Origin of the sequence: Streptococcus mitis (assembly GCF_003942775.1) — a bacterium.
Classification (GTDB): Bacteria; Bacillota; Bacilli; order Lactobacillales; family Streptococcaceae; genus Streptococcus; species Streptococcus mitis_CN.
This window is the reverse complement of record NZ_RJNX01000010.1, coordinates 1-25,989: the sequence shown is the minus strand read 5'-3', so window position 1 is coordinate 25,989 and position 25,989 is coordinate 1. Positions and strand designations below refer to the sequence as shown.

The window sequence follows — 25,989 nt, the reverse complement described above, 5'->3', positions numbered from 1 at the left end:
ATCTTATCAAATTTCCCTTCTTTTTTCCATCCTTATAGAAAAATCACTCCCTGACTAGGCGAGTGATTTTTGGGCTATTGTTAAAAAGAGTTCTGAGTAATTTCCTTGAAACAGGTCTTCAGCGCTATAGAGGATCTGACTATGTACAGATGAAAAACCATGCTCAATTAGCTGTTTTTCCAGTTCAACCAATTCAAATCCATAATGGTTAGCTTCTGTCTTGGTAAAATCAGCAATGAGGAGTTGTCCGTTTTCTCTCAGATGTTGATGAAACAGTGAGAGAGCCTCATCCAAATCAGGCATATGATGAAGAACACGACAAACAACAATGAGATCAAACTCTTGCTCCAAGGGATTTGCCAGTAAATCTTGCTCCAGAAACTGGATATTCTTGATGTCTTGCTGCTCTGCTTTCAAACGAGCTTGCTCCAGCATTTTCTCCGAAATATCCACCAATGTTACAGACTTGGCCTGCTTGGCTAGGGGCAAGGTTAACAGACCCGTCCCTCCACCAAAATCCAAAATTTCTTTGTCTGATAGAAGATCAATCTGTTTCTCGACTGCTTGACAAACCAAGTTTACAAGGAAGATATTTTTAGGTGAATCAAAAGTTTCTGCTTTATGGTTAAAATCATGTTTCATATTTTTAGTTTAGCACAAAATAGCTTGATTGGCTAGGAATTCTCTTTCTTTTCAACCTTCTCTTCTGATTTTTTCTTCTCTGCTTGATTACTTGAATCAGTCACTACCTTTTCCTTTTTATCCGTTTTCTCTTCTTTGATTTTGACGGAAGGAAACAGAAACTCATATTGACTCTTAGGCGTACGAACTGTCGTCACCAAGCTTGTTTTCTTATTTTGATAGCTCACCTGACCCAGATTAAAGGCCTGTTCCCCACTTTCTTGCTCAACCTTATCTTTGGTTCGCTTAGCCATGGCAAAAGCAACCAACTTTTCTTTATTTAAAGCATAGTCTTGATAGTGGGCGACTTGTCGGTTCAAGTAAAATTGTAACAAAAGACTAAAGATGGCTGCCATGGTGACTGCATAGAGGAGAACACCTGCCTTAACTTTTTTCTTTTTCCACACGATAGATGAACTCCCTTTCTAAGCCTTTTTTGAACTGAAAACGAAAACGAACCAACTGATTGTCCTCTGTAATCTGCGCAGATTTAAGTCCATAAACCATAGGCTGATATCCTCGTCCACTGGCATCAGTTTTCCGAAAATCATCCGATTTTAACTTACCAATAGAGATATCCTTGCCATCCTGCTTCATATAAATGCGATTACCTTCTACTTTTTCGAACTGCGAACGGTCTAATTCTGCCTCCAGCTGGTCCACAAACAGGAGCCACTCCTTTTGCTCGCTTTGTTGCTGGTAGCGAACTTCTGAAATGAGGAGCTGACTCATGGCTTGAAAGAGGAGTAAACTTCCACTGATGACAATGAGAGCAATCAGTGATTCCAACAAGGTGAAAGCCTTGACCTTATGGCTCTTTGATAGCCAACAACTGTTCTGAACCATGATAAACCTCCAATCCCTTTTCACTAGAAAACACCTGAATCTCCACTCCGTTTATCTTTACCTGATTTTGACCTGTCTGCAAGGCCATCTTAGCTACCCTCAAGACTTCTTCCTTTTGCAAGATTTTTGCTTCTTCTTGCCTATTTTTTTGAATTTGTCCCAAAAGTAGGGTCGCAATACTAGCAAAGATAGCTAAAGCAACCACTGCTTCCAGTAAAATCACTGCCCTAATTTTTTGTTTCCTTAATGCGTTTAATTTTTCCATTTCCTAGATATAATTGATAACGAATCGCTCCTTTACTGGTCTGAAATTCAACCTTAGCCAGGGACGAATTGCCCCCAGCTCGGTCAAATGTGATACTTTGTCCCAATGGTGCTTGAATTCCTTTAGGAACTGTCAACTTTTGACTGCCATTACTGATCGTCTGCCCATCTAAGTTTAGACTAGTCTTTTGCTGACTAGCTACACTGCGTTTTTGGGTTTCCCGATAGAATTCTTCAAACTCCATAAAGAAAATCTGCTCCTCTACCGCCGCAAAAGTGGACTGGACTGAACCGGACAAGCCCAAGGCAAGGATACTCACAAGACCCAAAACCAAGAGACTTTCAAGCATGGTAAAGGCCTTAATCTGAAACACTTTGACTGGTACCTTGTTTAGCATGGTATTCTTTATAAGCTTTAGCCTGTTCAGGAGTAATACGCCCATCTGCTTGTAACTTGCTTAGGCTAGCATCTTCATTTTTATCCAAGCTATAAAGTTCTGCCTGACTTTCCACAACCTTAACAACAGCAGCTTTTCCTTTGTCGTTGACTGCTTCTTTTTGCTTGGTCAGATTAGGTACAAAGAGCAAGAGAAGCACGCTGATGATGAGCAAGACCACCAACATCTCCACAAGCGTGAAAGCCTTCACTTTCGCTTTTTTCAAGAATGTCATCATTTTTTTCATGTTAAAAATTTACCTCCATATTTTGATACATGGGCATGAGCATTGCCGCATAAAGTAAAACGATAATCAGAGCTACAAAGATAAAAACCAGTGGCTGCACCAAATTCATGGTGCGGTTGACTCGGGTAAAAAAGGCTTCCCAAGTTTTTTCAGCATAGATTTCCAACTCACTACCCAGCTTGGACTTGACTTCCCCATACTCGATGATGAGACTCAACTCCTTCTTAAAGAAAGTATAGGTTCCTATAGTCTGAGAAAATTCCTGACCATTTTGTAGGGCTTGAGCCAGATCTTGACCGATTTCTTTAAAGAGCTGGGAACCTTGTTCCTGCATCATCTGAAAAATCTGCATCAGCTCCATCCCCTGCGAAATCATATTCCCCCATTCACGCGCATAATAGGCTGTCAAATAGGTTTGCACAAAGATTCCAAGAAAAGGAAGGCGTGCTAAGATAGAAAAGACGCGCATCTTGGAACTTCTTTTATAAAAAGTTAGTGCTAAAAGGGCTAGTACGGAAACAAACCCTACCATTCCTAGAAAAATTTGTGGCAGATTGCCGATAATTTGGGTGGCAATATTGCTACTATCCAGTTGTGGTAGTAGGTAGTTACGTAGTCCCAGCATGATTAAGAGAAGAAAACCTAGTAAAATCAAGGGATAGGTCGCTACTTCAATTAATTTTTTCTTGACCTTGGCAAGATTGTCTAGATATTCTTCTATCTTTCCCAAACTCAGGTGAAGATTCCCATGGACTTCAGCTAGAGATAACTGGGTGACAATGGCACTTGAAAATCCCAAACTTTCCATCATTTCTGAGAATGATTTCCCCTGAGACAAGCCCGTGCGCATTTGTGTCACACACTGCTTGTCCAACAAGGCACTCCTATCTAAAAAAGAGATTGTCTCCACCAGATGAAAACCGCTGGAAAAGAGATTGTTAAACAGGGTGATGATATTTTTTTGCTTAGCTGTAGCTAATTTTTTCCGTTTCAGCCTGAAGACTTGTGATATGTCCATCTTTAAAAAGCTGGTCAATCTGTTCATTCCAGCTAGTTGGCTGGTGTTCTTGATAGTCTTTGTTGGCAAAGTCAACGATTCCTCCTCCCCCGATTAATCTTTGGTAGCAGACTCCTTGCAGAACGACTGCCAATTCCTCCTCACTCACACCCAACTCCAGCAGGCGCTCATAAACACCTCGGATACTCTTGGCATGAATGGTTGAAAAGACTGTCGCACCTGTCAAACTAGCTCTGACCACTGCACGCGCCGTCTCGCTGTCCCGAATTTCTCCGATAATCAAGAGATCTGGCCGATGACGCAAGGAAAGTTTGATGAGATTTTCATAGGTCAACCCGATTGCTTCGTTCAACTGCAACTGAAGCATGTCGTCCTGCTTGATTTCTACAGGATCTTCGATGGACATAACTTGCTGTCCTTTAAAGAGTAACTTGGCCAGTTCATGCATCAAGGTTGTCTTGCCACTTCCGACTGGACCAGCAAAAAGATAAAGTCCCCGTTGCCTATACTGCTTGCCAAGTTCTTCAATATCCTGAAACCAAAAATGCAAATCCTGCTCCTCATCATGCAACAAGCGAATCACCAAACTCTCCTGCCCTCGATAATCGCCTACAGTAGATAGACGTAGGGACGCCATCTTCTGGTCATAGGCATAATCACAGGAACCAAGTTGACTACGTCGCTTTTCTCCAACATTCATACCCGCCACAAACTTAAAGTGACTGATGACGGCCGCAAATTTTTCGAAATCATAACAACCGATTTTACAGCGCTTGTCTCCTACCCTCATATGAAGTTCATAGGCGTCTAACTTAGGGACAAAATAAATGTCTTGCGCCCCTTTTTTCCGGGCCGAACGAATGATTTCTTGTGCAATTTCTTGAACCATACTTACCTCCTCACCTATACTATTCGCAAAGATTTGGAAAAATAAAAAAAGCAACTCCAAAAAGTTACTTTTTCTCTATTTTAATTTCATACGGCAAGAACGGTGCCTTTCCTGACCTGTTTGTTTTTCATAGCCTGGACGTAATTTTTCATCTGGGATAACCTGCTCGTCCTGCAAAAGAGCCAAAGAATGGTATTGTTGTAAATAGTCGTCACATTCATCACACCAGCGTTGGTCTTCTGGATCCCAAAAAATAGTCATCAAGTCACTTCTACTTTTATAAAGAGGGGATTCTTGTTCCAGTCTAAACCAGCAAGTTTTATAGTATTTGAGAGCATCATAATACTGATCAAATTTCTTACTTGCTACAATATCTTCTTCCCAACCTTCTATAAACCACCAAGGTTCAAAATCTCCGTACATTTCTATAACACGATACATATTCATTCATTCCTTTGTACCGTATATTATAACCAATTCCGCTAAACAAGGAAAGAAATATGCTCATTTCTTAATTTTTTTGATAAAAAATCCAGCCATACTATGATGACTGAATTTCTATTTGCTTATGTTCCAAAATCTTGTTACTACCTAGGCTTCAGAAATATCGTTTTCAATAATGACCTTGATTGCATGGTGGTCTGCTGCCTTACTGAATACTTCATAAGCTTTTTCAATTTCACTGAGTTTGAAATAATGGGTTACCAATTTTTCTGGTTCAATCTTATGACTTTCAAGAGCTTTCAACAATTGTGGAGTGGTATTTGTAGATACCAAACCAGTTGTTACATTGATGTTGCGAATCCAAAGTTTGTCCAAATCGAATTCGACTGGTTTACCATGTACACCACAGTTGGCAACTGTTCCGTCTATACCTATAATCTTTTGACAGAAATCAAATGTTGCAGGAATACCAACAGCTTCGATAGCAACATCTACACCACGACCATCTGTCAAATCATAAATTTCTTTAATGGCTTTTTCAGGGTCTGAAGAATTAACCTTGTGAGTCGCACCAAATGATACAGCAGTTTTCAAGCGGTTATCGTCTAAGTCCACCATAATCAATTTGGCTGGTGAGTAGAACTGAGCTGTCAAAAGAGCAGCCAATCCAACTGGACCTGAACCAATAATGGCTACGCTGCAACCAGGTTCTACTTTCCCTTTCAAGACACCAATTTCATATCCAGTAGGTAGAATGTCTGATAGCATAACCAAGGCTTCATCTGACAAGTCTTCTGGAGTATGGTAAAGAGTGTTATCTGCGTGAGGGACACGTAGATATTCAGCCTGCATACCGTCAATCAAGTGACCGAAAATCCAGCCCCCTTCGTCTTCACAATGGGCATAAATTCCTTTTTTACAGTAGTAGCATTTACCACAGGCACAGACACAAGAAATCAAGACCTTGTCGCCTTTTTTGAAATTCGAAACTCCTTCTCCAACTTCTTCAACAATCCCAATCCCTTCGTGACCAAGAATGGTACCACTTTGGCAAGCAGGAACATCCCCTTTGATAATATGGAGGTCTGTTCCACAAATAGTAGTTTTTACGATACGCACAATAGCGTCTGTTGGCTTGCGAATAACTGGTTTGTCTACATCAACAAAAGAAGCAAGTCCTGGTTTAACATAAGTATAGGCTTTCATAAAGCTTTCCTCCGTTTTTTTATTTGTACTATTTATAATATAATTGTAAGCCTTTTCATTTGCTTGTTCAAGTCTTTTTGTGATTTTCTTAACTTTTTTATTTACCAGTAAAGTACCCTGCATAAAAAAGCAGAAGCTAGTATCTAACTCCTGCTTTCTCTCTTATGCTTGATAACGTTTCACGCCATCTAGATAGGTTGCTACCAATTCCAAATCTTTATCTAGTACGATAAAGTCAGCATCATAACCTTCACGAATTTGTCCACAGACATCGTCAATATTAACAGATTTAGCTGGGTTAAGGCTGGCCATCATGACCGCTTCATGCGGATTCGCAATTCCCCATTCGACAACATTTCTCATACCATCTTTAAGTTTGAGGATAGAACCTGCCAAATTACCAGTAGATTTGAGACGTGCAGTTCCATTTGCTACTACAACAGGGAATTCTCCCAACATATAGTCACCGTCTTCAAGCCCACCAGCTGTCATACAGTCCGTAATAAGAGCGATGTTTTCTGTCCCCTTTTGCTTAAGTAAAATCTCACAAGCTTTTGGATCTACGTGATAACCATCACAGATCAATTCTGCGTAAGTATGTGGGAGCTCATACATAGCTCCTACCATACCTAGTTCGCGGTGTGTTAAACCACGCATCCCATTATAGGCATGTACCCATACACTAGCTCCAGCATCAACTGCCTTCTTAGCTTGTTCAAATGTCGCATCTGAGTGTCCAAGTGCAACTGTCACACCTTCACCTGTAATAGTACGTACAAAATCTTCCACTCCATCACGTTCTGGTGCAATAGCGATTTTATTTAGCATCCCTTTTGCAGCATCCTGCCAAGAATGAAACTCCTCAACACCCGGGTCTCTCATATAAGTTGGATTTTGTGCCCCCTTAAAAGTTTCTGTGAAATATGGACCTTCATAATAAATCCCACGAATCTTAGCACCTGTTGCTTCTTTATAATGGTTTCCAAGATTTTCAGTGACTGCAAGCAATTGCTCATAAGTGGCTGTTAAAGTTGTGGGCAAGAAACTGGTAACACCGGTACTAAGAAGTCCTTCACTCATAGTATGCAATGTACCTTCAATGTTGTTGTCCATCACATCTACACCTGCATATCCATGAATATGAGTATCCACAAGACCTGGTGCAATGCTATAACCAGTATAGTCAAGAACCTCTGCTCCTTCAGGAATTTGATCCACATGTTTCCCAAATTTGCCATCAACAAGTTCTAAGTACCCACCGCGACGAATGCCAAATGGATAGAAAAACTGATCCGCTTTAACGTAATTAGGCATAATAATGACCTCCTTAAAAGATTACTTTTGATATTTATTATGTCAATTATATTATAAACCTTTCTGATTCATTTGTAAATGGTATAGACCTGTTTTCTAGAGATATTTTAAAAGAGCTGGATTTCTCCAACTCTTCTCTTTTTAATACAAGTTATTTTGATTTGACCGGCTTGTCTTGAGCTGTTTGCAAGGCTGCAGCAATGGTATCTGCATACAATTTAGCTCCTGCTTCAATTTTACTATTGTCACTTCCAAAATGGACTTGGTCTGTCCCAGTCCAAATTTCTGGATGTTCCTTAGCAGCTTGATTCCAATCTGCTATCGTGATGTAAGGAGTCTTCTCTGCCAATTCTCTCATATAGGCAGCCGCCTTCTCAACGATTGCATAGGTCTCTTTTGTCTTATCTCCTTCATAAGGAGTCACTAAAACCATATGGTGCCCCTTAGGAAGATTTTTCACGATACTATCCCAATCTTCCTTATAATTTTCAGGATTATTTACCCCTGTTGCAATAACCACCATCTTTGGTAGAAATTTATTCTGGCTATTGTTGAGCATGATTTCGTTGGCGGTCTTGGTTGTTCTGCTGACTTGTGCATTAATCTGTGCCCCTGGAAGGGCTGTCTGCAACGCTGTATTAGCTCTTAGTGCTACCGAATCACCAATTAACATAGTGCCATCAGCAATTCCTAAACTATCAGCTTCTGCTCGTTCTGTCATTACCTTGGTCTGGTTAATATTTGTTGCAGCTTGCTTCAAGCCATTGACAGTTAAGTCTGTCTCAAAAGCTCCCACTTGTGGTGCCAACAGAGTTACTAAGAAGACAATGAAGGCCAAGATTCCAGTACTTGCTGCAAGGATTGTGTGAATATGAGGCAGGGGACGAAAGGCTTGTATAATAGGTGTGTTCTTTCCCGCAATCCAAGGTTCCAGCACATAAAATGACAGGCTGGCAAATCCATAAGAAAAAATCAAAGTCAGTAACACAGCAAGAAGATTTGATGTCAACTGTGAGAAAATAATGTAGAAAGGCCAATGGAAAAGATAAACCGCATAGCTAGTATCTGCTAAAAAGCTGATAATCTTTGGCTCCTGCATGTTAGGAGTCTTTTCATGTAAGACACGCGCCGCCAGAATCATAGCAAGGGCTGCAAGGCTGGCAAGCAAGAAGCCCATAAGATAGGCAAAGAGATAGGTAAATTTGACAAAGAAGGTCAAAATGAGTAAGAATCCAAAACCTCCCCCAAAAACCAAAAGGGTCTTGCGTAAATCCCAGATTTTATCCAACTGCTTGACGAGGGAAGTCGTCTGACGAACGCCTACAATCGTTGCTAGGATACTTCCCAAAAAGAATGGATAGACATGAGTTAAACTGGAGAAGTAAACAGAGGAATAAGAGGTCACTAGAAAACTACCAATAAACATGGAGAAGAAGCTGATTAAAAAGGCAGCAGCTGATAAGAGAAAAACCATCCCCTTCAATTGACCATTTGATTTAGCCTGTTTGGATAAGAACCAAACTGCCAATCCCCAGAGGATATAGTAGTGAACCTCAACGGCCAAGCTCCAATTATGAACAAACAAGTGAGGAATGAACTGTGATTCATAACTCCCACCTGTTAGAAGTTCATAGAAGTTAGTCATAAAGCCTAAGACACCCGCAATCTGACCGCCAATTCCAGCTACATAGTCTTGACGAACCAAGAAAGTAAAGGGCATGGTCACCAAGACCATCAAAACCACAGGTGGCACAATCCGATAAAAGCGTCTTCTAAAAAATCCAAGCAAATCAATTTCATGATTTTTAGAAAATTCTTCGATGAGTAGAGCCGTGATCAAGAAACCTGAAAATGTGAAAAAGACATCTACCCCGAAAAATCCTCCTGGAAAGATGGTCTGAAAGAAGTGATACAAGAGTACCAAAAGTAAACCTGTAATCCTAATCAAGGAAAACCATTTAATGCGCATACGAGTTTATTCTTCCTTTCATTGTACACTTTATTCTATCAAAAAAAGAAGAAAAATCCTAAGAGAAAACTTAGGATTTTTAGCTTATATCAATTCCAGTTTAAAAATTACGCCCTGATTTATTATAGCCATATTTTTCAACAAAATACTCACGGAACTCCAAGAGATTGTCATCCATAATGGCTTGTCGCACTTGCTTCATCAGGTTAAGCAAGAAGTAAAGATTGTGATAGCTAGTCAAGCGAATACCAAAGGTTTCATCAGCCTTGAGCAGGTGACGAAGGTAGGCGCGTGTATAGTTCTTACATGTGTAGCAATCACACTCAGGATCCAGTGGTGTAAAGTCCTCAGCAAACTGGGCATTTTTGACAACCAAACGTCCCTGACTGGTCATACAAGTCCCATTACGAGCGATACGAGTCGGCAAGACACAGTCAAACATATCTACACCACGAATCACCCCATCAATCAAGCTATCTGGCGCTCCCACACCCATCAAATAGCGAGGTTTATTTTCAGGTAGCAGTTGGGTTGTGAAGTCCAAGACGGCATTCATCTCTTCGTGGGTTTCTCCCACTGCTAAACCACCAATAGAGTAGCCTGGGAAATCCATGCTGACAAGGTCGTGAGCCGATTGACGGCGAAGATCTTCAAATCCAGCCCCCTGCACAATCCCAAATAACCCTTGGTCATGCGGACGACGGTGAGCCTTCAAACCACGCTCAGCCCAACGGCTGGTACGCTCGATTGATTTCTTAACGTAGTCGTAAGGTTGATAAAACTGAGGACATTCGTCAAAGGACATCATGATGTCTGAGCCCAAATTATTCTGAATAGAAATGGCTTTTTCTGGGGACAAGAACATCTTAGAACCATTGAGATGGTTTTTAAAGGTTACTCCTTCTTCTGTGATATTACGGCTATCTGCTAAGGAATAAACCTGAAAACCACCACTATCTGTCAAGATAGGCTGGTCCCAATTCATGAACTTGTGGAGACCACCTGCGCGTGCGATGAGTTCATCTCCAGGACGAAGCCAGAGATGATAGGTGTTTGACAGGATAATTCCCGAACCCATCTCCTTCAATTCTTCAGGCGACTGAGTTTTGACAGTGGCTTGTGTCCCAACTGGCATAAACATAGGTGTTGGGAAGGTACCGTGGGGAGTGATGATTTCTCCCAGACGAGCTCCTGTGTGTTTTTCTTTCTTAATCAAACGATATTTGATTGGTGAATCTGACATTTTTTACCTCCGAAGCTGGGAAAGACAGTCCCAGTTCATACTTTGTGCCCAAGGGCATACTGTATGATTTTATCAAAAAAAGTAGGAACTGTCACGAACTATGGTATAATGAGAGAATGAAATACCCAAAAATTGATTTAAAAACCGTTCGTCTGCAAGCCAGACAATTTCAGGCTGAAAATCCCCGTCTCTTTCTCGTCTATCTCTTACCTAGTATACTGGTCATCTTGTCTGGCTTCCTCAATCCCTTAGAGCGCATCAACGAGAGTGTTTTAGAACAACCCTTTTTAAGCGTGTTTGGCCATGTATTCCAAGCCTACCTTTTTCCTCTATTAGTCTCCTTTATCGGAACAATACTTCTAACCAGTTCAGTCTATACAACGCTGAAACTCATCAAGAATCCCGATACAGAACTATCCGTCAAAAATAGTCTCACTCTCTTTAACGAAGAGCACTTTTCACAAACCTTTTTGACTCTACTTCTCAAACGTTTCTATCTCTTCTTATGGAGCATTCCTAGTTTGCTTGGAATTTACTTCCTTTTTTACAGTAGCTTTTTAGCCAAGAAATTCGTTGCCCTTCACCCTGAGTTCCCTAATCTGGATCTCTCGTCAGTTGAAACTGAACGTTTCCTCATGACCTTTGGTCTTTACTTTCTAGCAAGTATCCTCTTGATGGTTATCGGAAATAGTCTCTATATTCCACAATACTATGCCTATTCGCAGGTAGAATTTCTCCTCTGTGACACCCTAGATTTAGGACAAGCCAAACCAGGACAAATCCTTAAAACCAGCCGTTTCTTAATGAAAGGTTACAAATTTCAGCGCTTTGTCCTAGACTTACAACTCCTTCCTTGGTATTTCCTCAATTGGATTACCTTTGGGATTGCTAGTTTCTCACTCCTACCCTACATTCAAATCAATAAAATAATTTTTTACCGAGCAGTACTGGCTCGAAAACGTCCAAAAGCTTGAAGGTTGCCCCCTCAAGCTTTTTTCTATCAATGAGTTTCTCCGCCTGCCAACTTGAGGTCTTGATCTCCATGTTCTATAATAGCCCCGATTGCTGCTTCTATCCCTCGCATAATGTCCACTAAACTCATAGCTGGGGTAGTCGGTCGATTCACCACCTGTTCCATCATATAAGGAATATGCATAAAACCTGCCTTAACATGGGGAAATTTCTTTTCTACCAAATAGAGGGCCTGATACATCAAATGATTGCAGACAAAAGTCCCTGCCGTATTGGAAACAGAGGCAGGCAATCCCTCTTTTTTTATAGCTTGAACCATCGCTTTAATCGGCAGACTACTAAAGTAGGCCGGAGCACCGTCTAGGCGAATGGGAAGATCAATCGGTTGATTCCCTTCGTTATCAGGAATGCGTGCATCGTCTTGGTTAATGGCTACTCGTTCAGGTGTTAAGCTAGATCTTCCACCTGCTTGCCCAATACAAAGGACAAAGTCAGGTTGATAACGGTTCATCTCTTCTTCCAATACTTGGGCCGATTTGTGAAAGACTGTTGGCACTTCTAACCAACGGACCTCAGCACCATGGATTTCAGCTGGTAAACCTTTAATGGCCTCCAAGGCTGGATTAACCTTTTCCCCTCCAAAGGGCTCAAAACCTGTCACTAATACTTTCATTTCTAACTCCTTACAACCAATTCCATGAAACTATTTTCTTAAAAACAAGTATAACATATTTCCCTTATTCTGGAGTGAAAAGGACTAGAGAGGATCAGACCGGCATTAAAGTTTATTTAAAGAGAAAAATACTAATCAAGGTCAAAATAGCTGGTCCGCCTTGCTTTAAAATAATTTTTTTATCTGCTGTGAGAGAGCCATAAGCCGCAGCACCAATCACAAATAAAACAAAAATAGTCACAATTTCTAAATTCTGTGAGAAATAAATTCCATACAAGAGAAAGACTCCTAGCAAAGCATTATAAATCCCTTGATTTTTAAACAATGAACTTACTGACGGACGAGCCAGTTCTTCCTTGTCCATGTTAAAGACACGACTAGTCGCATCTGATTGCGTTGCAATACTTTCCAAATAAAAAATGTAAAAATGCTCCAAAGCAACAATCGTTGCTAAAATGATTGTAATAATTGACATCTATTTCTCCTTAAATTTCTATATTTTCAATACCCAAAACCAATTTGTTTACTAAACGGCTGAGTTCTGTTCTTTCAGACTCTGTTAAGATACTTTCCATCGCTTCTTTAACCTTGATATGTTGCAGAGGGGGATTCACCACTAACTGCTCCTTGGCATACTTCGCAGCCTCTACCAACACTTCTCGCTGATTTTCAGGATTGCGATGACGCTCCACCAAACCTTCCTTTTCCAGAATTTTGAAATGTCGGGTCAAAGCAGCCTAATCAATCTTCAAACGCTCCTGAACTCCCATTTGATTACAGGGAGAATTCTCCAGCAAAAACAGTAAAATATGATACCGTGTCAAACTAATCCCAAGCTTTTTTTCAAACAATTGCGTACTCACTTGCTCAGACAAGCGGAGTTGATAAAGTAAATCTTGAATCTTTAACATTTCTTCCTCCTTTTTATTGACTTATCAATAATTGACTAATCAATTATAATGCAAAGTCAAATAGATTGAAAAAATTATGCTTAGATTATTACAAGATGCTAACTTTCCATTCATATTAATACTCAATGAAAATCAAAGAGCAAACTAGGAAGCTAGCCGTAGGTTGCTCAAAGCACAGCTTTGAGGTTGCAGATAAAACTGACGTGGTTTGAAGAGATTTTCGAAGAGTATGACAAAGAAAAAAACGAACGAGAATCGCTTTCTATCACGAAAGCTAGATCTCATTCGTCAAAATGATATTACAAAGTCAGGTTTATCCATTCATTGAAACGTGAACGTGGTCATAGTGGTTCTCTGTCACGCTACCACGGTCCGGCATTGGATTCCAAGTATTAGCTGGTCCATATTTGCTATCGAATGGAGCATAGAAACGTTGTTTCCAGATGATGTAACTAATTCCACGGCTGGCCATGTTTTGAATAGCGTATTCCGCAACCTTATCCCCTAGTTCTGAGCTTTCTGGTACCATAAAGTCGATAGCCAAACCTTTTCCGTGATCTCCACTGTCTCCTGGACGGTAACCACTAAAGGATGTGATGCCAAACAAGTTAGCAATTTCTTCTTTAAAGGCAGCTGTTTGTGGTTGAAGGCCTGCATTTTCAGATTTCGCTACCGCAAGTCCAGCATAATCGGGTGCAGCTGGAGCTGCGTAAGTTGCTGAAGTTGTTTTCGTCTCTTCTGGTTGATAAGTAGAAACTGCTGCTGTAGCTTCACTTGATGATACTACTTCTTTTGCTTCTTCTGAACTTGTTGCAGTTGTTTCAGGTGCTGTTTCTTCTACTGGTATTGTAGTTGCTTCCACTGCTGATTCAGCTTGAGTGCTTGCTTGTGTTTCATCTTTCTCAGCTGGAGTCGTTGCCTGAGGAGCTGCTTCTGCAACTGCACTACTCGTTTCGGCTGTTTGTTCCTCTGGGACAGAAGTTCCTGTAGATGGTGTCACTTCTTCTGAAGCAGTCACTGTCTCTGTAACTTCTGAACTTGTTGCTACTTCTTTTGTTCTTGTAGTTTCTACCGCTTTTGGAGCTTCTGCAATCGGTTGAGAAAGGTCTGCAACTTGAACAGTTTGATCATCTACGGTTACTTGATTGGTTGTCAAATCTGCTGTCGCAGTTGTCACTTCTTCACTAGAATCTGCTTGTGGAGTTTGGATTTCAACTTCCGTTACCTCTTCTGCTTCATTGACAGTCGTTGTCAAAACAGTTTCTGGGAAAATCAAGTCCATATTCGTGATTTTATTCAAATTCGCAAGAACTGTGACATCTACACCCAAGGCTTCTGCAATTGTGCTCAAGGTATCACCATACTGAACGGTATAACTTGTTTTGTTATCCGTTTTAGTCAAATCGTTTTGAATTTGCTCAACACTACGTGCAGTCCAAAGAACTTCTTCTGCTTGAGTTGCCAATACTGGGGCAAATGACAAGGCTACCGTTGAGGCTAATAATATTCTTTTCGTCATTCTTTCAAATTCCTTTCAAATGAGTACCTGTCTATGATAACACAAAAAATGCAGAAAAAAAGCCCTCTCGGGCCTATTTAACAGAACTGTCTATTCCTTGTAACAAACTCGGTTACTTGAAATAGTTTGTTAGGTCTCTGTCATAAAACTGACACAATCTTTTTATCGCTCAGCCTTAAAAAAACGGGAAATATCTGCTAACCCTTGAATCCTATGATTTCCTTCATAAGTTGACTCTAAAAAATTAATGCTTTGAATCTTACTATTCTGCGCGAATTCCACATCCAGAGTCCGATCCCCTATATAATAGGTCTTCTCAGAATCCAACTGATACTTGTCTAACAGATAGGTAGCCGCTTCTGAACTAGGTTTACGCGCAAAGCCACTCTGACTTGTTAAAATCTCTGTAAAATAAGATTCCAAACCCAAGTCTCTTAGAATGGTAAGAGCATTGTCTCCCTTATGAGTGTAAACAAACTGCTGAATTCCTGATTCCTCTGCCCAAGCTAGCACATCACGCGCACCTGGCATCAAAACTACCTGAGCATTCTTCTCAGCCAGACTCTGGGCACGCACCTGATTTAGCACCTCGACATCCAGTTTTCGCTCTTCCGCAACTTTCTCCAGCAAATCCTGCACAGAAAACTTGAGAATAAACTCTCTCACCTTCTCCTTATCATAAGGAATAGAAAACTGAGCAAAAGTTTCCTCAATCCCTGATAAAATCGCTTCATAAGAGTCCAATAAAGTCCCGTCTAAATCCCAAATAAAAGCTGTTTTTTGCATTTCCTATCCTTTCAAGCTCATATAGCGCTGGTAACGGTAACGTAGAAATAACCAACGAAAACCATTATCCAAAAGGGTTCCGGCCCAAATACCTGGCAAACCCCAACCAAGCACAATCCCCATCAAATATCCTGTTCCAATGCGGATACACCACATTCCTATACTTGTCGCATAAAAGGGAAGCCGAGCATTGCCCAAACCCTGCCAGACTGCTGTATAGATGACTGTTCCTATCGTCATAGGAGTACCAAGTAGTGAAAAAAGTGTCACTAGCACACTAGCCTCCACCGCTAGAGGATCAGTCGTATAGAGATGAGTTAGTGGTATACCCAAAGCATAGATACTGAAGGTCAAGGGTAACATGAGTACCAGAGAAAGCCAAAAGGTTTGTTTGCTCAAACTAGCGACTCTTTTCCAATCATCTTCTCCAACCGCTCGTGCCACTTGCATGACTGTTGCTGTAGCCACACCAAAGGCAGGGATATAGTTAAACTGGGTCAAGACTTCTCCAACTGCATTCCCAGCCACTGCCTCCGTTCCAAAAGAAACAACCAAGGCAATGATGACGACATCTCCAGCTCGCATCATAAGCCGCTCTCCAGCTGCTGGTAAAGCCAAGGTCAACAATTCCTTTTCTAAACCAAAAGTTGGCTTCGCATAAGGCAACTTTAATTGCAACCATAAAATCACAAGACCTACCAAGCGAGACAGAATAGTTCCCCAAGCAACACCCGCTATCCCCATATCCAGAACAAAAATAGCTAGACTTGAAAAAAGAATATTCAAGGCATTGGATAAAAAACTAACATAGAGAGGCAGACGTGGATTATGCGTTGCACGAATCAAAGCTCCCAGACTAGTCATTAAACCTAATAGAACAATCGATCCACCTACCAAGGATAGGTAGAGTCCACCACTCTCAGCTACATCTCTCTCCGTCCCCAAAAGTCCTATCATCTCTTTACCAGCGAAGATGGACAAAAATCCTAAAAGGAAACTTAATAGTAAGGTAATCTTCAACGCCTCAGTCACATGATAGGATACCATAGATTGATCCTTCTGCCCCAAACTTTTTGAAATAACACTGGAAATAGCAGCTCCCAGAGCGATGAAAATCGCCTGGTAAATCGTGATAATATTGCCAGCTACTGATACACCCGAAATAGCTATCAAGCCCAAGTGGGCTACCAAGTAACTATCCACCACCCCCATGAGCATCTGCAAAAAGTTTTCGCCCATAGCTGGTAAGGCAATATTAAGAATGTCTTTATTTTTCTTAAACAATCCTTCCTCCTGATGAAAAGAAACTCAGTTGGTTTCCCAACCGAGTTTACTCCCTCTGTCTTAAAGTCCTAGATAAGCCTCAACCGCTACTTGCATGTCTGTTGCTGCAACAGTTGTCTTATGACGAACAGGAGCTGTTTCAAGCCCGTCAACTGCTGGCGGCACTGCTACTCCTGAAATATCATGTAATTGAGCCAAGGCTTCAAAGTCGCCAAGCCCTGATTTTCCAGTTACAGCTTCTACTGCAACCACTGGGAACTTGTATGGACTCGCTGTTGAAGCAATCACTGTCTTAGTCACATCGCCAGTAGCCGCTTGGTATTTCTTATAAACTGCCGAGGCAACCGCCGTATGTGGATCCTCGATATAGGAATCTGACTCATAAACACGCTTGATTTCTGCCGCTGTTTCTTCCTCAGTCGCATATTCAGCTGCAAAGAGGTCCAAAATCTCTGCATCAAAGTCTGTCAACTCATATTGTCCTTGCTTGTTCAAGGCATTCATGAGTTCAGCTGTTTTAACCGCATCATTACCTAAAAGATGGAAAATCAAACGCTCCAAGTTTGAAGATACCAAAATATCCATAGATGGACTAGTAGTCACTTTAAACTCACGTTTCTTGTCGTAAACACGTGTCTTGAAAAAGTCTGTCAAAACATTGTTGTCATTTGAAGCACAGATTAATTTGCCAACTGGTAGACCAATTTGCTTAGCATAAAAGGCAGCCAAGATATTTCCAAAATTTCCTGTTGGTACTGTGAAGTTGACCTTATCACCAGCCACAATCTCACCAGTCTTAACCAACTGAGCATAGGCATAAACATAATAAACAATCTGTGGCACCAAACGACCGATATTCATAGAGTTGGCAGATGAAAATTGCAATTTATTGGTAGCCAACTTTTCACGAAGGGCTACATCGTTAAACATATGCTTCACATTTGTTTGAGCATCATCAAAGTTACCATCAATAGCGATAACATGAGTATTATCACCAGTCTGAGTAGTCATTTGCAACTCTTGAACCTTGCTGACACCATCCTTTGGATAAAAGACGATAATCTCAGTTCCAGGCACATCCGCAAACCCTGCCATAGCAGCTTTCCCAGTATCACCAGATGTCGCTGTTAAGATGACAATCTTGTTCTCCAAACCATGCTTCTTAGCAGCTGTTGTCATAAAGTATGGCAAAATAGACAAGGCCATATCCTTAAAAGCAATTGTTGAACCATGGAAGAGTTCCAAATTGTATTGTCCATCTAATTTCACTAATGGTGCGATAGCTGGAGTATCAAACTTGCTATCGTAGGCATTGTTGATACAGTAGTCCAACTCCTCAGCTGTAAAATCATCTAAAAATGCTGACAAAACTAACTTAGCAACTTCCTGGTAAGAAGCATCTTTCAATTTGTCAAAGTCCAAATCTATCTTTGGATAAGTAAGCGGTGTAAACAAACCGCCGTCCGTCGCCAAACCTTGCAAAATAGCTTGGCTAGCAGTTACTGTATTGTTGGCATCACGCGTTGATTGATAAACTAATGTCATTACTCTCTATCCTTTATCTATAGTCTCTTCCATTATATCATGATTTTTCAGAAAATTCTCCCTTTATAAGAGAAATTATAGGCTCAATTCTTCTTTCAAAGGCTGTAAATAGCTTGTTTCTTGCTTATTTCTCATCTCCAGTCCTTCCTCGGCTAGCAGGAGTAAGTCTTTGGAAAATTCAATAATCGCAGCTTCTTCCTCATCTGTAAGCTTTTTCTTAGAAAATTGTCGTCTTAAAAACTTGTAATTTCGCCCAAATTCTTTAAAGAAAGGCGCTGTTTCTAAGTAAGCTTCTAACTTATCTAAATTAACCAACAATCCTAAGTGAAAAGCTGCAGAAGCGAAGGTTCTCTCTAGAGGCTGAGTACACACACTACGAAACTCAACTGTTCCTCGAGTCGTTAAGTCTTGGTACTGATAACTACGATGAGTTTCAAAATCCTTCTCTTGAGGGTAAATAAGAATCTCATCCCCATTAAGAGCATATGCTTGGATTTCAGTTGTAGCCAAATAGTCCCTTGCCTGAATCGGATAAAAATAATAGATTTGCCCATCGCGTTCCGCAGTAAAAATTGCAGAATGATCTAGATAATCAAAAAAATCATCCTCATCTTTAAAGAGCCTAGCATTGACACCAACATTCTCTGGATAGATACCATGCATCGATTCTTCCCAGAAAATATCCCTTGAAATTTTCGTATCCCAATTCTCACCTGAAAACTCAGAATTGGCAAGTAAATAAGCCTTAGCCCCTTCAATTTGAGTAAAAGCATTAATCACCCGTAAGTAGTTAGATTTTGAAACATCAAGCTGAACCTGACTCCCGCAGATAAAAGCACCATATTCAGGGAAATGATGCAAGTCTGATTCAGCCATATTTCTACTCAAATTCAAATAGTCCACTAACATCTGATAACGTGGATAAGCAACTGGAGTATTCTCATTTTTATTCCAGTTGGGATGAATACCGCAGCCAACGATAGCATGATTGAATTCGCCTAATTTTCTCTGAATTACATCCATATAATTATTAAAACGATTTTCGACCTCTTGAATTGTTTCAGCCTTACCAAATGCAAACTCAATCGTAGTATAGGAAACTTCAAATAAAATAACATCCTGACTTGCTGGCTCCACTAACTGAATAGGAGTCCCAAAATCATCAACCTTTTCGACAGTAAAATCCAAAGCAGAAACTAAATATCGGAATAAGTACTTGATAACTTCAACGTCTGTAGCATCCCCTTCCAAATTTACAACAGGATATTCCAGCTCAATCCCGACAAACAATCCAGGATTTTCTTTAATATTTTTTAAATACCGATGTTTTAATAAATCGATAGAACGAGACATACTTCCCTACACTTTCTTAATCTAAATAAAATTTGAATAACTATTATTATACCAAAAATAATATAAAAAGGAACGAAGATTTACAACGTTCCTTAACTCTATACTATACCGGCGGCCGGGGTCGAACCGGCACGTCCTTGCGGACACTGGATTTTGAGTCTAATATTATTAGTTTTAAATCTCAGAAATATTGATTTTATAAGCTTTTTTTCCATAATATTTTTTAAAACTTAGTATCACTTCCAAAGTTTAGATACTTTTTAGTAACTATAAAATGCTAGAAAGTATACTCCTTATTAAAAAGAGTTTTGGACTAGTTTTGTGCAATTTTATTACCCATATCCGTAATAAGAGAGGCTAAATTAATTGTCTTTAATGATTGTAGAAATTGGTTGTGAATATCATTAGACACATAACCAGCTAGCAAAATATGCTCAGCCATGTCATATTGCTTAATCAAGAGAATCTTATCATGTTTTTCATTAAATAAAATCGCACTAATTGCTGTATTAAAGACTGGAAAACGAAAACTCGCACATTGTGAACAATAAGGAATATCTCCCTCATCTTTTAAAAATTTTTTCTCCAAAGGATGCCCACATTCGGGACAACAAGTCATTGTTTTGTCAAATATAGAAACCTCTTTTTTAAAGTTCTTAAAAGTAATTTTACCAGTAAAATCGAGACCACGCAAGACATTGAAATAAATCAAGACTTTTTTTAAAATTTATCTTATGATATAATAAACTTATCAGCTATTGGTTCTGAAAAAGTGTCTGCCACAGTTTTACTACAAATTCTCATGACTTGTGCCAAGATTTATAAAAAACAGATAGCTATAATAGCTCTTAGAGCAAAAACATGACATATAGGAGGTTAAAGACATGTCATACTTTTATCTTTTTATCGCCATTGTAGGAGAGATATTGGGAACTAACCTTTTGAAATTATCAGACGGTTTTACAAAGCCTATTCCAACCGTTTCTGCCCTACTTAGCTATGGCGTTTGTTTCTATTTCCTCTCACTAGCAATGCAAAAAATTCCTTTAGGAATAGCTTATGCAACATGGTCAGCTGTCGGTTTAGTTTTGACAGCCTCTATCGCAGTAATGATTTTCAAAGAAACACTAAATGTTTATAGCATTATCGGTTTAATTTTGATTATCATTGGTGTTGTCATGGTTAACTTATTAGGAAATGCAGGACATTAATAAAACCGGCTCTATACTATTTGTAGTGGGTAAATCCCCTATGGATATTATGGAGCCTATTTTGTTGTAGAAAAAAAGTTCCATAAGAACTATAATGAAAAGCTAGAATTCTGTCAATATTTTGGACACATTTTGGGAGGGAATTTTGAAGACTAGCGTCCTCCTAATTTTCCCAATAAGTTTTAACTTCTTCAAAAATCTTATTCAAAAGTTCTGCATCTTTTTCTGACAACTGATTTTTTTCTATAACTCTATCTTTTAGTTCTGTTGCCTTTATTTTATTTCTTGCCACCGAAACTGCTATTGAATGTTTCAAAATATCAAACTCATCCTTTGAAAAGTTTGCAATATTGGTAAGATCTAATTGTTCTAGAGGTAAACTACTGATAATTGAATAAGGTTTTTGTCCCAGCAAATAATCTGTAGTAGTCCCAAAGATATTTGCTAATTTCACAACGAATTCTAATCCTGGTTCTAACGTTCCATTCTCCCACCGAGAATATGTCCCTTGTTGAACTCCAATTAATTCCGATATTTGTACTTGAGTTAACTTTTTTGATTTTCTGAGAGTTTTTAACCTCTCTGAAAATTTATAATCCTCTGTATACATAATTCTCCTATAGATATTCTTATTCGTATATTTTAGCTTGACAAAATATTCTAAACGGTATAAAATAGAATTATTCCATAAGGAATATTTATTTTGAGATTGAATATTCCATTGAGAATATTATAGCATAAAAGGAGGTAAAAGCGTATGTAACTAGTAGTCGATTTAAAAAATTTTAATAAAGGAGGTAGGATTCGACAAAATAAAAAATCTTGAAACAAATGTGCCGTTCGTTCCAAGATCAAAACATATTATGTAACAATTATACCACAGAAAACTCTTCAGTTGCACAAGAAAATTTCGGAGGTTTCACAAAAAGATGACCAATAAAGAGTTAGTCAATCAAATTTCTGGCCTAAACTCTACCTCTACTCTTAAAAATTGGATTCAACTGATTAGAGAGATAAGTGGCAAGGAATTTAAGAAAATTAAAATTCCTATCAGTAGAAATCCAAGAACTCATCAATTAAGTTATACAGTTGCCTATGACTTTACAGACGAAGACCTTAGACAATTTCAAAAGTTAGCTAACCTAAAACTTGAAATAGGTCTCAAAGAGGCTATACAAGCCGTATTTGGGAGTCTAGCAGATAATGAGCAAGAATCCCTAAACCAAGTAATAGATGAGCTCTACGATGAACTGAGCGCCTTAAAACAGGAATTTAAGCGAGAAATGCGACTGATAAAAATTGAGAATTCCAACCTAAAAAAGAAAATCCAAGATATTGAAGAGTCGATGCAAACCGGCTTACTAGGGTTTGTTAACAAGAGGTCAAAAAATAGGTTCGGCTAATAGCGAGTTTTCGGCTGAGCCATGAGGCAGAAAGCCGAAAATGAGCGTAGATGCGGACGGACCATTTTTGACCGATAGGGTGTGTAGTAACACCACCCTCTGCAAGTTAGGTGTACCATCGAAAGAATTCAGTATTGCCAAGGGTTTCGCAGATTTTAAGGGTGGCAAAATTAGGCAAAAAGTTGAATCAAAATCTATGGCAAAAAATGAACATTTACGTTCTGTATTTGACTGGATTCAAATTCAGTTTGACAAGACTGAATTTTCGCCAAGAGAAATAATCGAAGACATTCTATTTCTTGACTATGACCTATTTATTGAGAATATAGGGAGCCTTAAATACTATAACTATGATAGCCAGCTTCATTATGGAAATATCCGTATCTACTATGGAGCGAAAGAGTCGTCCTACATGCTTGTCATGTCAGGACAGGCACTCGAGTTCTATAGAGATATGGTATTAGATCCAAATAGTCTGTCCGAAAGACAGTTTCTGAACAACCTCTACTACAATTACAATCAATTTTCAGTAAGACGAATTGATATTGCAATAGATGATTTTAATGAAATACCCTATTTCACTCCTAATCAGCTTCTAAAGATTTGTCAGAAGAAACGCTTTATATATGGAAAAAGTACCTACTACAATACCTACGGAGATGAAACAATCGGCCAGACCTTATATTTGAGAAAACCCAATGATGATGAAAGACTTAGAATTTACGATAAACGCTTAGAACGAGCTGAGAAGCTCGGTATCAGCAAGCGGTATATAGAAAATTGGATAAGAACTGAGTTAGAACTTAGGAAAGAAAAAGCTCACTACTTCATTCAAGAATGGTTGCATTCAGAAATAGATCTTCTCAACTTTACCAAGGGATATCTCAAAGAAAAAGTGAGGTTCTATAGTGATAGTCACTTCTCAAAACCCTTGAGATCTTGGGAAAAGTTTTTAGGTCACTCAAAACCTGTCTCTATCATTATTTCAAAACCAAAAACAGAACTAGAACAAAAATTAGAATGGTTTACCTATAAAGGTTCTGGAGCTATTCTAAAAGCGTATAAATTTCTATACGACAATAACTTACTGCATGAGTATGAGAAATCTAACTATCTCGCACTCAACAATATGGAATATCCACCAGATTTAGCAAGTGGATTAATAGAAAGGGCAATTCTCTTTAAAAGAGAGGATTTGATCCCCACAATCAAAGAAAATATCAAAAGGAGAAATTAATTATGGCAAAAATGCTTTCACAAAATGACTGGAATTTTAATAACATTGGAACAAAATTTGAATTGGATGAAGTTATTCCAAAATTTGAAACGGAAGTCCGAGCAGATGCAAACGGAGAAATTATCAAAAACCGAGATGGTAGCGAAAGACGTTTTAATACCGATAGAATCATTGGTTGGAAATACAATGTAACAATTAAGGATGGACAATTCAAAAAGAAATCAACCCAAGTCTCAGTAGACAATCCAGATGCCTTGGTTGATAATGACTATATCCAAGCAATGGATGAAGTACCAGTTACATTTGACAATTTACAAGCTACTATGATTAGTTCGACAATGTATTACAAGGCGGATGCAATCCATCTAGTAGATGTAAAACAAAAATAAGTATAAGACAAGGGGAGTTAATCCTCCCCTTACTTAATCTAATTAGAAAAGGAGATCACATGATTAAAACTGTAACAAAAGATGACCTTATCGAACTTGGATTTGCTCCAGGAACTGCAAGAAAGATTATCCATACTGGCAAATTACTATTAGTGAATCGTGGTTTTAACATCTATGATAACAAACGTATTGGTACAATTCCAGCCAGTGTCGCTGAAGAACTATTAGGAATTGAACTCCAGAAAGAAGCATAATGAATGACTATTCGTAAAACTAAAAGTGGTAAATGGACCGTTGATGTTTCTAATGGATTCCACCCAGTCACACAAAAAAGAATACGTATCATTCGGAAAGGATTAAAATCTAAAAAGGAAGCCCTAGAGCTAGAACAACATATTCGAATTGTAGAATTGAAAGAAAAACAATTTGACTTTGTAGTGACAACAGATATGTTATTCGACTTACTTGAAGAAGATGATCTGAAAAATGGCAGAAAAATAAGCTATACAAGTACACAAAGAAACAATTATGAGCGTCATATTAAGCCTTATTTTAAAGATACAAATTTAAATAAATTAACGTATGACCATATATTCGAATTTCGTGAATACCTAAAAACAAAACCTAAAAAACAAAATGAAAATGAAACATTAAGTTACAATACAATTAATAAAATTCTAATTCTACTTAAAAAAATTTTTGATACTGGTATAAGAAAATCCCTCATTGATAAAAATCCTGTTGAGAATCTGAGAAAATTACCAATTAGGAAGCCTAATATCAAATTTTGGAGTATAGAAGAATTCACGAGATTTAGAGAACTTATTCAAGATGATGAAATAAGCTATGACCTGTTTTTCGTGATTGCTTTCTTTACTGGGATGAGAATGGGAGAAATCCTCGCATTGAACTGGAATGATATAGATCTTTTAACAAATACAATATACGTTACCAAAACGGTATACTTTGTCAATAATACAAGCTACATTAATACAACAAAAACACGATCAGGAACTAGAAATATAACAATAAATCAGAAATTAGCAGAAATGCTAATAGATTGGAAAGTAAAACAAAAAGAAAAACTTGAGGAATTTACGAAAAATACTGAAGAACTACAAATAATACAGAGTACGCCAATAACAATTACAAAAAATATGATTGATAAGAAGTTTAAGCAAATACTAGAAAGGGATAAAGATTTAAAGAAAATAAGAATTCATGATTTGAGACACTCTCATGCATCATTACTTATAAATCAAGGAGAAGATTATCTTGTTGTCAAAGAAAGATTAGGACACGCATCCATTACAACAACAATTGATACTTATTCTCATTTGTACCCTAGCAAACAGAAAACATTGGCTAATAAACTTGATGATTTATTTTAAAATGGAAAAAATTGGTAACTCGACACACAACAAAGAAAAAAAGACAAGGTCCGAAAACCTTGTCTTTAATACTATACCGGCGGCCGGGGTCGAACCGGCACGTCCTTGCGGACACTGGATTTTGAGTCCAGCGCGTCTGCCAATTCCGCCACGCCGGCAAATAGTAACTGGGGTAGCTGGATTCGAACCAACGCATGAGGGAGTCAAAGTCCCTTGCCTTACCGCTTGGCTATACCCCAATAATATAAAATAGGCGAGTGATGGGGATCGAACCCACGCATGCCAGAGCCACAATCTGGTGTGTTAACCACTTCACCACACCCGCCATAATTCTATTAACACGGGCAGTAGGAATTGAACCCACACTGAAGGTTTTGGAGACCTTAGTTCTACCTTTAAACTATGCCCGTAAAATGGAAGGGGAGGGATTCGAACCCCCGAACCCGAAGGAGCGGATTTACAGTCCGCCGCGTTTAGCCTCTTCGCTACCCTTCCAAAATATATAAATGGCGCGAGACGGAATCGAACCGCCGACACATGGAGCTTCAATCCATTGCTCTACCAACTGAGCTACCGAGCCTTATTGCGGGAGCAGGATTTGAACCTACGACCTTCGGGTTATGAGCCCGACGAGCTACCGAGCTGCTCCATCCCGCGTTAATACAAAAGGAGGATGTGGGATTCGAACCCACGCACGCTTTTACACGCCTGACGGTTTTCAAGACCGTTCCCTTCAGCCGGACTTGGGTAATCAATC

At 39.1% G+C, this 25,989-nt stretch carries 29 protein-coding genes, 7 tRNA genes and 1 pseudogene; 7 read left to right on the top strand and 30 right to left on the bottom strand.

The window, feature by feature from the left end; all coding sequences use genetic code 11:
* Positions 1 to 54 precede the first annotated feature (54 nt).
* The 13 genes from D8848_RS10115 to tgt form a co-directional block, all read right to left on the bottom strand.
* The gene (locus D8848_RS10115) at positions 55 to 642 is read right to left on the bottom strand and encodes a class I SAM-dependent methyltransferase (RefSeq protein WP_125443886.1); all 588 of its coding nucleotides are present in this window, start codon (positions 640 to 642) and stop codon (positions 55 to 57) included.
* 32 nt (positions 643 to 674) lie between these two features.
* Positions 675 to 1,088: a competence type IV pilus minor pilin ComGG gene (comGG, locus tag D8848_RS10110; RefSeq protein ID WP_125443885.1), complete on the bottom strand. Its 414-nt coding sequence runs from the start codon at positions 1,086 to 1,088 to the stop codon at positions 675 to 677.
* Positions 1,066 to 1,527: a competence type IV pilus minor pilin ComGF gene (gene comGF, locus D8848_RS10105; RefSeq protein ID WP_125443884.1), complete on the bottom strand. Its 462-nt coding sequence runs from the start codon at positions 1,525 to 1,527 to the stop codon at positions 1,066 to 1,068. The genes comGG and comGF overlap by 23 nt, the downstream gene beginning before the upstream one ends.
* Positions 1,490 to 1,792, bottom strand: a complete 303-nt coding sequence (gene comGE, locus D8848_RS10100; RefSeq protein ID WP_153197443.1) for a competence type IV pilus minor pilin ComGE — start codon at positions 1,790 to 1,792, stop codon at positions 1,490 to 1,492. The genes comGF and comGE overlap by 38 nt, the downstream gene beginning before the upstream one ends.
* Positions 1,755 to 2,189, bottom strand: coding sequence for a competence type IV pilus minor pilin ComGD (gene comGD / locus D8848_RS10095; RefSeq protein WP_185756887.1), 435 nt, complete (start codon positions 2,187 to 2,189; stop codon positions 1,755 to 1,757). The genes comGE and comGD overlap by 38 nt, the downstream gene beginning before the upstream one ends.
* Entirely contained in the window at positions 2,152 to 2,475 is a 324-nt protein-coding gene (comGC, locus tag D8848_RS10090) for a competence type IV pilus major pilin ComGC (protein WP_125443881.1), read from the bottom strand. The genes comGD and comGC overlap by 38 nt, the downstream gene beginning before the upstream one ends.
* Before the next feature lies 1 nt (position 2,476).
* Positions 2,477 to 3,493, bottom strand: a complete 1,017-nt coding sequence (gene comGB / locus D8848_RS10085) for a competence type IV pilus assembly protein ComGB (RefSeq protein ID WP_125443908.1) — start codon at positions 3,491 to 3,493, stop codon at positions 2,477 to 2,479.
* The gene (gene comGA / locus D8848_RS10080) at positions 3,441 to 4,382 is read right to left on the bottom strand and encodes a competence type IV pilus ATPase ComGA (RefSeq protein ID WP_020903622.1); all 942 of its coding nucleotides are present in this window, start codon (positions 4,380 to 4,382) and stop codon (positions 3,441 to 3,443) included. Before comGA ends, comGB begins: the two co-directional genes overlap by 53 nt.
* Positions 4,383 to 4,457: 75 nt before the next feature.
* Positions 4,458 to 4,823, bottom strand: coding sequence for a DUF1033 family protein (locus D8848_RS10075; RefSeq protein ID WP_125443879.1), 366 nt, complete (start codon positions 4,821 to 4,823; stop codon positions 4,458 to 4,460).
* Between the two features lie 150 nt (positions 4,824 to 4,973).
* Positions 4,974 to 6,032 (bottom strand): zinc-dependent alcohol dehydrogenase family protein, encoded by a 1,059-nt coding sequence (locus D8848_RS10070; protein ID WP_084923226.1) that lies wholly within the window; start codon positions 6,030 to 6,032, stop codon positions 4,974 to 4,976.
* A gap of 162 nt (positions 6,033 to 6,194) precedes the next feature.
* Complete coding sequence (gene nagA, locus D8848_RS10065; protein WP_001134550.1) at positions 6,195 to 7,346, bottom strand: N-acetylglucosamine-6-phosphate deacetylase; 1,152 nt, start codon at positions 7,344 to 7,346, stop codon at positions 6,195 to 6,197.
* 151 nt (positions 7,347 to 7,497) lie between these two features.
* Positions 7,498 to 9,315 (bottom strand): acyltransferase family protein, encoded by a 1,818-nt coding sequence (locus tag D8848_RS10060; protein ID WP_125443877.1) that lies wholly within the window; start codon positions 9,313 to 9,315, stop codon positions 7,498 to 7,500.
* A gap of 100 nt (positions 9,316 to 9,415) precedes the next feature.
* A complete protein-coding gene (gene tgt / locus D8848_RS10055; protein ID WP_001285237.1) occupies positions 9,416 to 10,558 on the bottom strand; it encodes a tRNA guanosine(34) transglycosylase Tgt in 1,143 nt (380 codons plus the stop codon).
* Positions 10,559 to 10,674: 116 nt separating this feature from the next.
* Here tgt and D8848_RS10050 point away from each other — a divergent pair, with 116 nt between their 5' ends.
* On the top strand, positions 10,675 to 11,532 hold the full coding sequence (locus D8848_RS10050; protein ID WP_125443876.1) for a DUF975 family protein: 858 nt from the start codon (positions 10,675 to 10,677) through the stop codon (positions 11,530 to 11,532).
* Between the two features lie 26 nt (positions 11,533 to 11,558).
* Here the strand turns inward: D8848_RS10050 and pcp are convergent, their stop codons facing one another.
* The 9 genes and pseudogenes from pcp to D8848_RS10815 form a co-directional block, all read right to left on the bottom strand.
* A complete protein-coding gene (gene pcp / locus D8848_RS10045) occupies positions 11,559 to 12,203 on the bottom strand; it encodes a pyroglutamyl-peptidase I (RefSeq protein ID WP_125443874.1) in 645 nt (214 codons plus the stop codon).
* Between the two features lie 112 nt (positions 12,204 to 12,315).
* The gene (locus D8848_RS10040; protein WP_050243373.1) at positions 12,316 to 12,678 is read right to left on the bottom strand and encodes a DUF1304 domain-containing protein; all 363 of its coding nucleotides are present in this window, start codon (positions 12,676 to 12,678) and stop codon (positions 12,316 to 12,318) included.
* A gap of 10 nt (positions 12,679 to 12,688) precedes the next feature.
* A pseudogene (locus D8848_RS10035) lies at positions 12,689 to 13,114 on the bottom strand (MarR family winged helix-turn-helix transcriptional regulator).
* Between the two features lie 313 nt (positions 13,115 to 13,427).
* On the bottom strand, positions 13,428 to 14,633 hold the full coding sequence (locus D8848_RS10030) for a LysM peptidoglycan-binding domain-containing protein (protein WP_125443872.1): 1,206 nt from the start codon (positions 14,631 to 14,633) through the stop codon (positions 13,428 to 13,430).
* 162 nt (positions 14,634 to 14,795) lie between these two features.
* The gene (locus D8848_RS10025; protein ID WP_125443870.1) at positions 14,796 to 15,419 is read right to left on the bottom strand and encodes an HAD family hydrolase; all 624 of its coding nucleotides are present in this window, start codon (positions 15,417 to 15,419) and stop codon (positions 14,796 to 14,798) included.
* 3 nt (positions 15,420 to 15,422) lie between these two features.
* Entirely contained in the window at positions 15,423 to 16,703 is a 1,281-nt protein-coding gene (locus D8848_RS10020; RefSeq protein ID WP_125443868.1) for an MATE family efflux transporter, read from the bottom strand.
* Positions 16,704 to 16,763: 60 nt separating this feature from the next.
* A complete protein-coding gene (gene thrC, locus D8848_RS10015) occupies positions 16,764 to 18,248 on the bottom strand; it encodes a threonine synthase (protein ID WP_125443867.1) in 1,485 nt (494 codons plus the stop codon).
* Positions 18,249 to 18,323: 75 nt separating this feature from the next.
* Positions 18,324 to 19,601, bottom strand: a complete 1,278-nt coding sequence (locus tag D8848_RS10010; protein WP_125443865.1) for a glutamate-cysteine ligase family protein — start codon at positions 19,599 to 19,601, stop codon at positions 18,324 to 18,326.
* A gap of 313 nt (positions 19,602 to 19,914) precedes the next feature.
* Positions 19,915 to 20,313: an FmdB family zinc ribbon protein gene (locus tag D8848_RS10815; protein ID WP_045616577.1), complete on the bottom strand. Its 399-nt coding sequence runs from the start codon at positions 20,311 to 20,313 to the stop codon at positions 19,915 to 19,917.
* A gap of 172 nt (positions 20,314 to 20,485) precedes the next feature.
* Here D8848_RS10815 and D8848_RS10000 point away from each other — a divergent pair, with 172 nt between their 5' ends.
* Entirely contained in the window at positions 20,486 to 20,812 is a 327-nt protein-coding gene (locus D8848_RS10000; RefSeq protein ID WP_009732038.1) for a DMT family transporter, read from the top strand.
* Between the two features lie 163 nt (positions 20,813 to 20,975).
* On the opposite strand, the gene D8848_RS09995 is transcribed toward D8848_RS10000, so the two are convergent.
* Positions 20,976 to 21,422, bottom strand: coding sequence for a helix-turn-helix transcriptional regulator (locus tag D8848_RS09995; protein WP_000287814.1), 447 nt, complete (start codon positions 21,420 to 21,422; stop codon positions 20,976 to 20,978).
* Positions 21,423 to 21,741: 319 nt separating this feature from the next.
* Between D8848_RS09995 and D8848_RS09990 the strand changes: the two genes are divergently transcribed.
* From D8848_RS09990 to D8848_RS09970, 5 genes are read left to right on the top strand one after another with little or no spacing between them, the layout of a single operon-like run.
* Positions 21,742 to 22,215: a hypothetical protein gene (locus D8848_RS09990; protein ID WP_125443863.1), complete on the top strand. Its 474-nt coding sequence runs from the start codon at positions 21,742 to 21,744 to the stop codon at positions 22,213 to 22,215.
* Between the two features lie 40 nt (positions 22,216 to 22,255).
* Complete coding sequence (locus D8848_RS09985) at positions 22,256 to 23,452, top strand: replication initiation factor domain-containing protein (protein WP_125443861.1); 1,197 nt, start codon at positions 22,256 to 22,258, stop codon at positions 23,450 to 23,452.
* Positions 23,453 to 23,454: 2 nt separating this feature from the next.
* Positions 23,455 to 23,841: a hypothetical protein gene (locus tag D8848_RS09980; RefSeq protein ID WP_009732035.1), complete on the top strand. Its 387-nt coding sequence runs from the start codon at positions 23,455 to 23,457 to the stop codon at positions 23,839 to 23,841.
* 59 nt (positions 23,842 to 23,900) lie between these two features.
* Positions 23,901 to 24,095, top strand: coding sequence for a DUF3173 domain-containing protein (locus tag D8848_RS09975; protein ID WP_000598356.1), 195 nt, complete (start codon positions 23,901 to 23,903; stop codon positions 24,093 to 24,095).
* A 3-nt stretch (positions 24,096 to 24,098) separates the two neighbouring features.
* Positions 24,099 to 25,232, top strand: coding sequence for a tyrosine-type recombinase/integrase (locus D8848_RS09970; RefSeq protein ID WP_049510267.1), 1,134 nt, complete (start codon positions 24,099 to 24,101; stop codon positions 25,230 to 25,232).
* Between the two features lie 74 nt (positions 25,233 to 25,306).
* Here D8848_RS09970 and D8848_RS09965 read toward each other — a convergent pair.
* The 7 genes from D8848_RS09965 to D8848_RS09935 all read right to left on the bottom strand — a co-directional run bounded on the left by D8848_RS09965 (position 25,307) and on the right by D8848_RS09935 (position 25,889).
* A tRNA-Leu gene (locus D8848_RS09965) sits at positions 25,307 to 25,390 on the bottom strand.
* Between the two features lie 9 nt (positions 25,391 to 25,399).
* Positions 25,400 to 25,471, bottom strand: a tRNA-Gln gene (locus tag D8848_RS09960).
* Between the two features lie 13 nt (positions 25,472 to 25,484).
* Positions 25,485 to 25,557 (bottom strand) — tRNA-His (locus D8848_RS09955).
* A gap of 14 nt (positions 25,558 to 25,571) precedes the next feature.
* Positions 25,572 to 25,642: transfer RNA gene (locus tag D8848_RS09950), tRNA-Trp, on the bottom strand.
* A gap of 4 nt (positions 25,643 to 25,646) precedes the next feature.
* Positions 25,647 to 25,727, bottom strand: a tRNA-Tyr gene (locus D8848_RS09945).
* Between the two features lie 12 nt (positions 25,728 to 25,739).
* Positions 25,740 to 25,812: transfer RNA gene (locus D8848_RS09940), tRNA-Phe, on the bottom strand.
* A 3-nt stretch (positions 25,813 to 25,815) separates the two neighbouring features.
* Positions 25,816 to 25,889 (bottom strand) — tRNA-Met (locus D8848_RS09935).
* Positions 25,890 to 25,989: the final 100 nt, after the last annotated feature.

What these genes read in the sequence shown, in the direction of transcription:
- D8848_RS10070 (WP_084923226.1), bottom strand. Translation starts at nt 6,032, where the DNA reads ATGAAAGCCTATACTTATGTTAAACCAGGACTTGCTTCTTTTGTTGAT.
- D8848_RS10115 (WP_125443886.1), bottom strand. Translation starts at nt 642, where the DNA reads ATGAAACATGATTTTAACCATAAAGCAGAAACTTTTGATTCACCTAAA.
- D8848_RS09970 (WP_049510267.1), top strand. Translation starts at nt 24,099, where the DNA reads ATGACTATTCGTAAAACTAAAAGTGGTAAATGGACCGTTGATGTTTCT.
- nagA (WP_001134550.1), bottom strand. Translation starts at nt 7,346, where the DNA reads ATGCCTAATTACGTTAAAGCGGATCAGTTTTTCTATCCATTTGGCATT.
- comGA (WP_020903622.1), bottom strand. Translation starts at nt 4,382, where the DNA reads ATGGTTCAAGAAATTGCACAAGAAATCATTCGTTCGGCCCGGAAAAAA.
- D8848_RS10075 (WP_125443879.1), bottom strand. Translation starts at nt 4,823, where the DNA reads ATGTATCGTGTTATAGAAATGTACGGAGATTTTGAACCTTGGTGGTTT.
- D8848_RS09985 (WP_125443861.1), top strand. Translation starts at nt 22,256, where the DNA reads ATGAGCGTAGATGCGGACGGACCATTTTTGACCGATAGGGTGTGTAGT.
- pcp (WP_125443874.1), bottom strand. Translation starts at nt 12,203, where the DNA reads ATGAAAGTATTAGTGACAGGTTTTGAGCCCTTTGGAGGGGAAAAGGTT.
- D8848_RS10040 (WP_050243373.1), bottom strand. Translation starts at nt 12,678, where the DNA reads ATGTCAATTATTACAATCATTTTAGCAACGATTGTTGCTTTGGAGCAT.
- tgt (WP_001285237.1), bottom strand. Translation starts at nt 10,558, where the DNA reads ATGTCAGATTCACCAATCAAATATCGTTTGATTAAGAAAGAAAAACAC.
- D8848_RS10000 (WP_009732038.1), top strand. Translation starts at nt 20,486, where the DNA reads ATGTCATACTTTTATCTTTTTATCGCCATTGTAGGAGAGATATTGGGA.
- D8848_RS10050 (WP_125443876.1), top strand. Translation starts at nt 10,675, where the DNA reads ATGAAATACCCAAAAATTGATTTAAAAACCGTTCGTCTGCAAGCCAGA.
- D8848_RS09975 (WP_000598356.1), top strand. Translation starts at nt 23,901, where the DNA reads ATGATTAAAACTGTAACAAAAGATGACCTTATCGAACTTGGATTTGCT.
- D8848_RS10010 (WP_125443865.1), bottom strand. Translation starts at nt 19,601, where the DNA reads ATGTCTCGTTCTATCGATTTATTAAAACATCGGTATTTAAAAAATATT.
- D8848_RS09980 (WP_009732035.1), top strand. Translation starts at nt 23,455, where the DNA reads ATGGCAAAAATGCTTTCACAAAATGACTGGAATTTTAATAACATTGGA.
- D8848_RS09995 (WP_000287814.1), bottom strand. Translation starts at nt 21,422, where the DNA reads ATGTATACAGAGGATTATAAATTTTCAGAGAGGTTAAAAACTCTCAGA.
- comGF (WP_125443884.1), bottom strand. Translation starts at nt 1,527, where the DNA reads ATGGTTCAGAACAGTTGTTGGCTATCAAAGAGCCATAAGGTCAAGGCT.
- comGE (WP_153197443.1), bottom strand. Translation starts at nt 1,792, where the DNA reads ATGGAAAAATTAAACGCATTAAGGAAACAAAAAATTAGGGCAGTGATT.
- D8848_RS10060 (WP_125443877.1), bottom strand. Translation starts at nt 9,315, where the DNA reads ATGCGCATTAAATGGTTTTCCTTGATTAGGATTACAGGTTTACTTTTG.
- comGB (WP_125443908.1), bottom strand. Translation starts at nt 3,493, where the DNA reads ATGGACATATCACAAGTCTTCAGGCTGAAACGGAAAAAATTAGCTACA.
- D8848_RS10025 (WP_125443870.1), bottom strand. Translation starts at nt 15,419, where the DNA reads ATGCAAAAAACAGCTTTTATTTGGGATTTAGACGGGACTTTATTGGAC.
- D8848_RS09990 (WP_125443863.1), top strand. Translation starts at nt 21,742, where the DNA reads ATGACCAATAAAGAGTTAGTCAATCAAATTTCTGGCCTAAACTCTACC.
- thrC (WP_125443867.1), bottom strand. Translation starts at nt 18,248, where the DNA reads ATGACATTAGTTTATCAATCAACGCGTGATGCCAACAATACAGTAACT.
- comGC (WP_125443881.1), bottom strand. Translation starts at nt 2,475, where the DNA reads ATGAAAAAAATGATGACATTCTTGAAAAAAGCGAAAGTGAAGGCTTTC.
- D8848_RS10030 (WP_125443872.1), bottom strand. Translation starts at nt 14,633, where the DNA reads ATGACGAAAAGAATATTATTAGCCTCAACGGTAGCCTTGTCATTTGCC.
- comGD (WP_185756887.1), bottom strand. Translation starts at nt 2,189, where the DNA reads ATGCTAAACAAGGTACCAGTCAAAGTGTTTCAGATTAAGGCCTTTACC.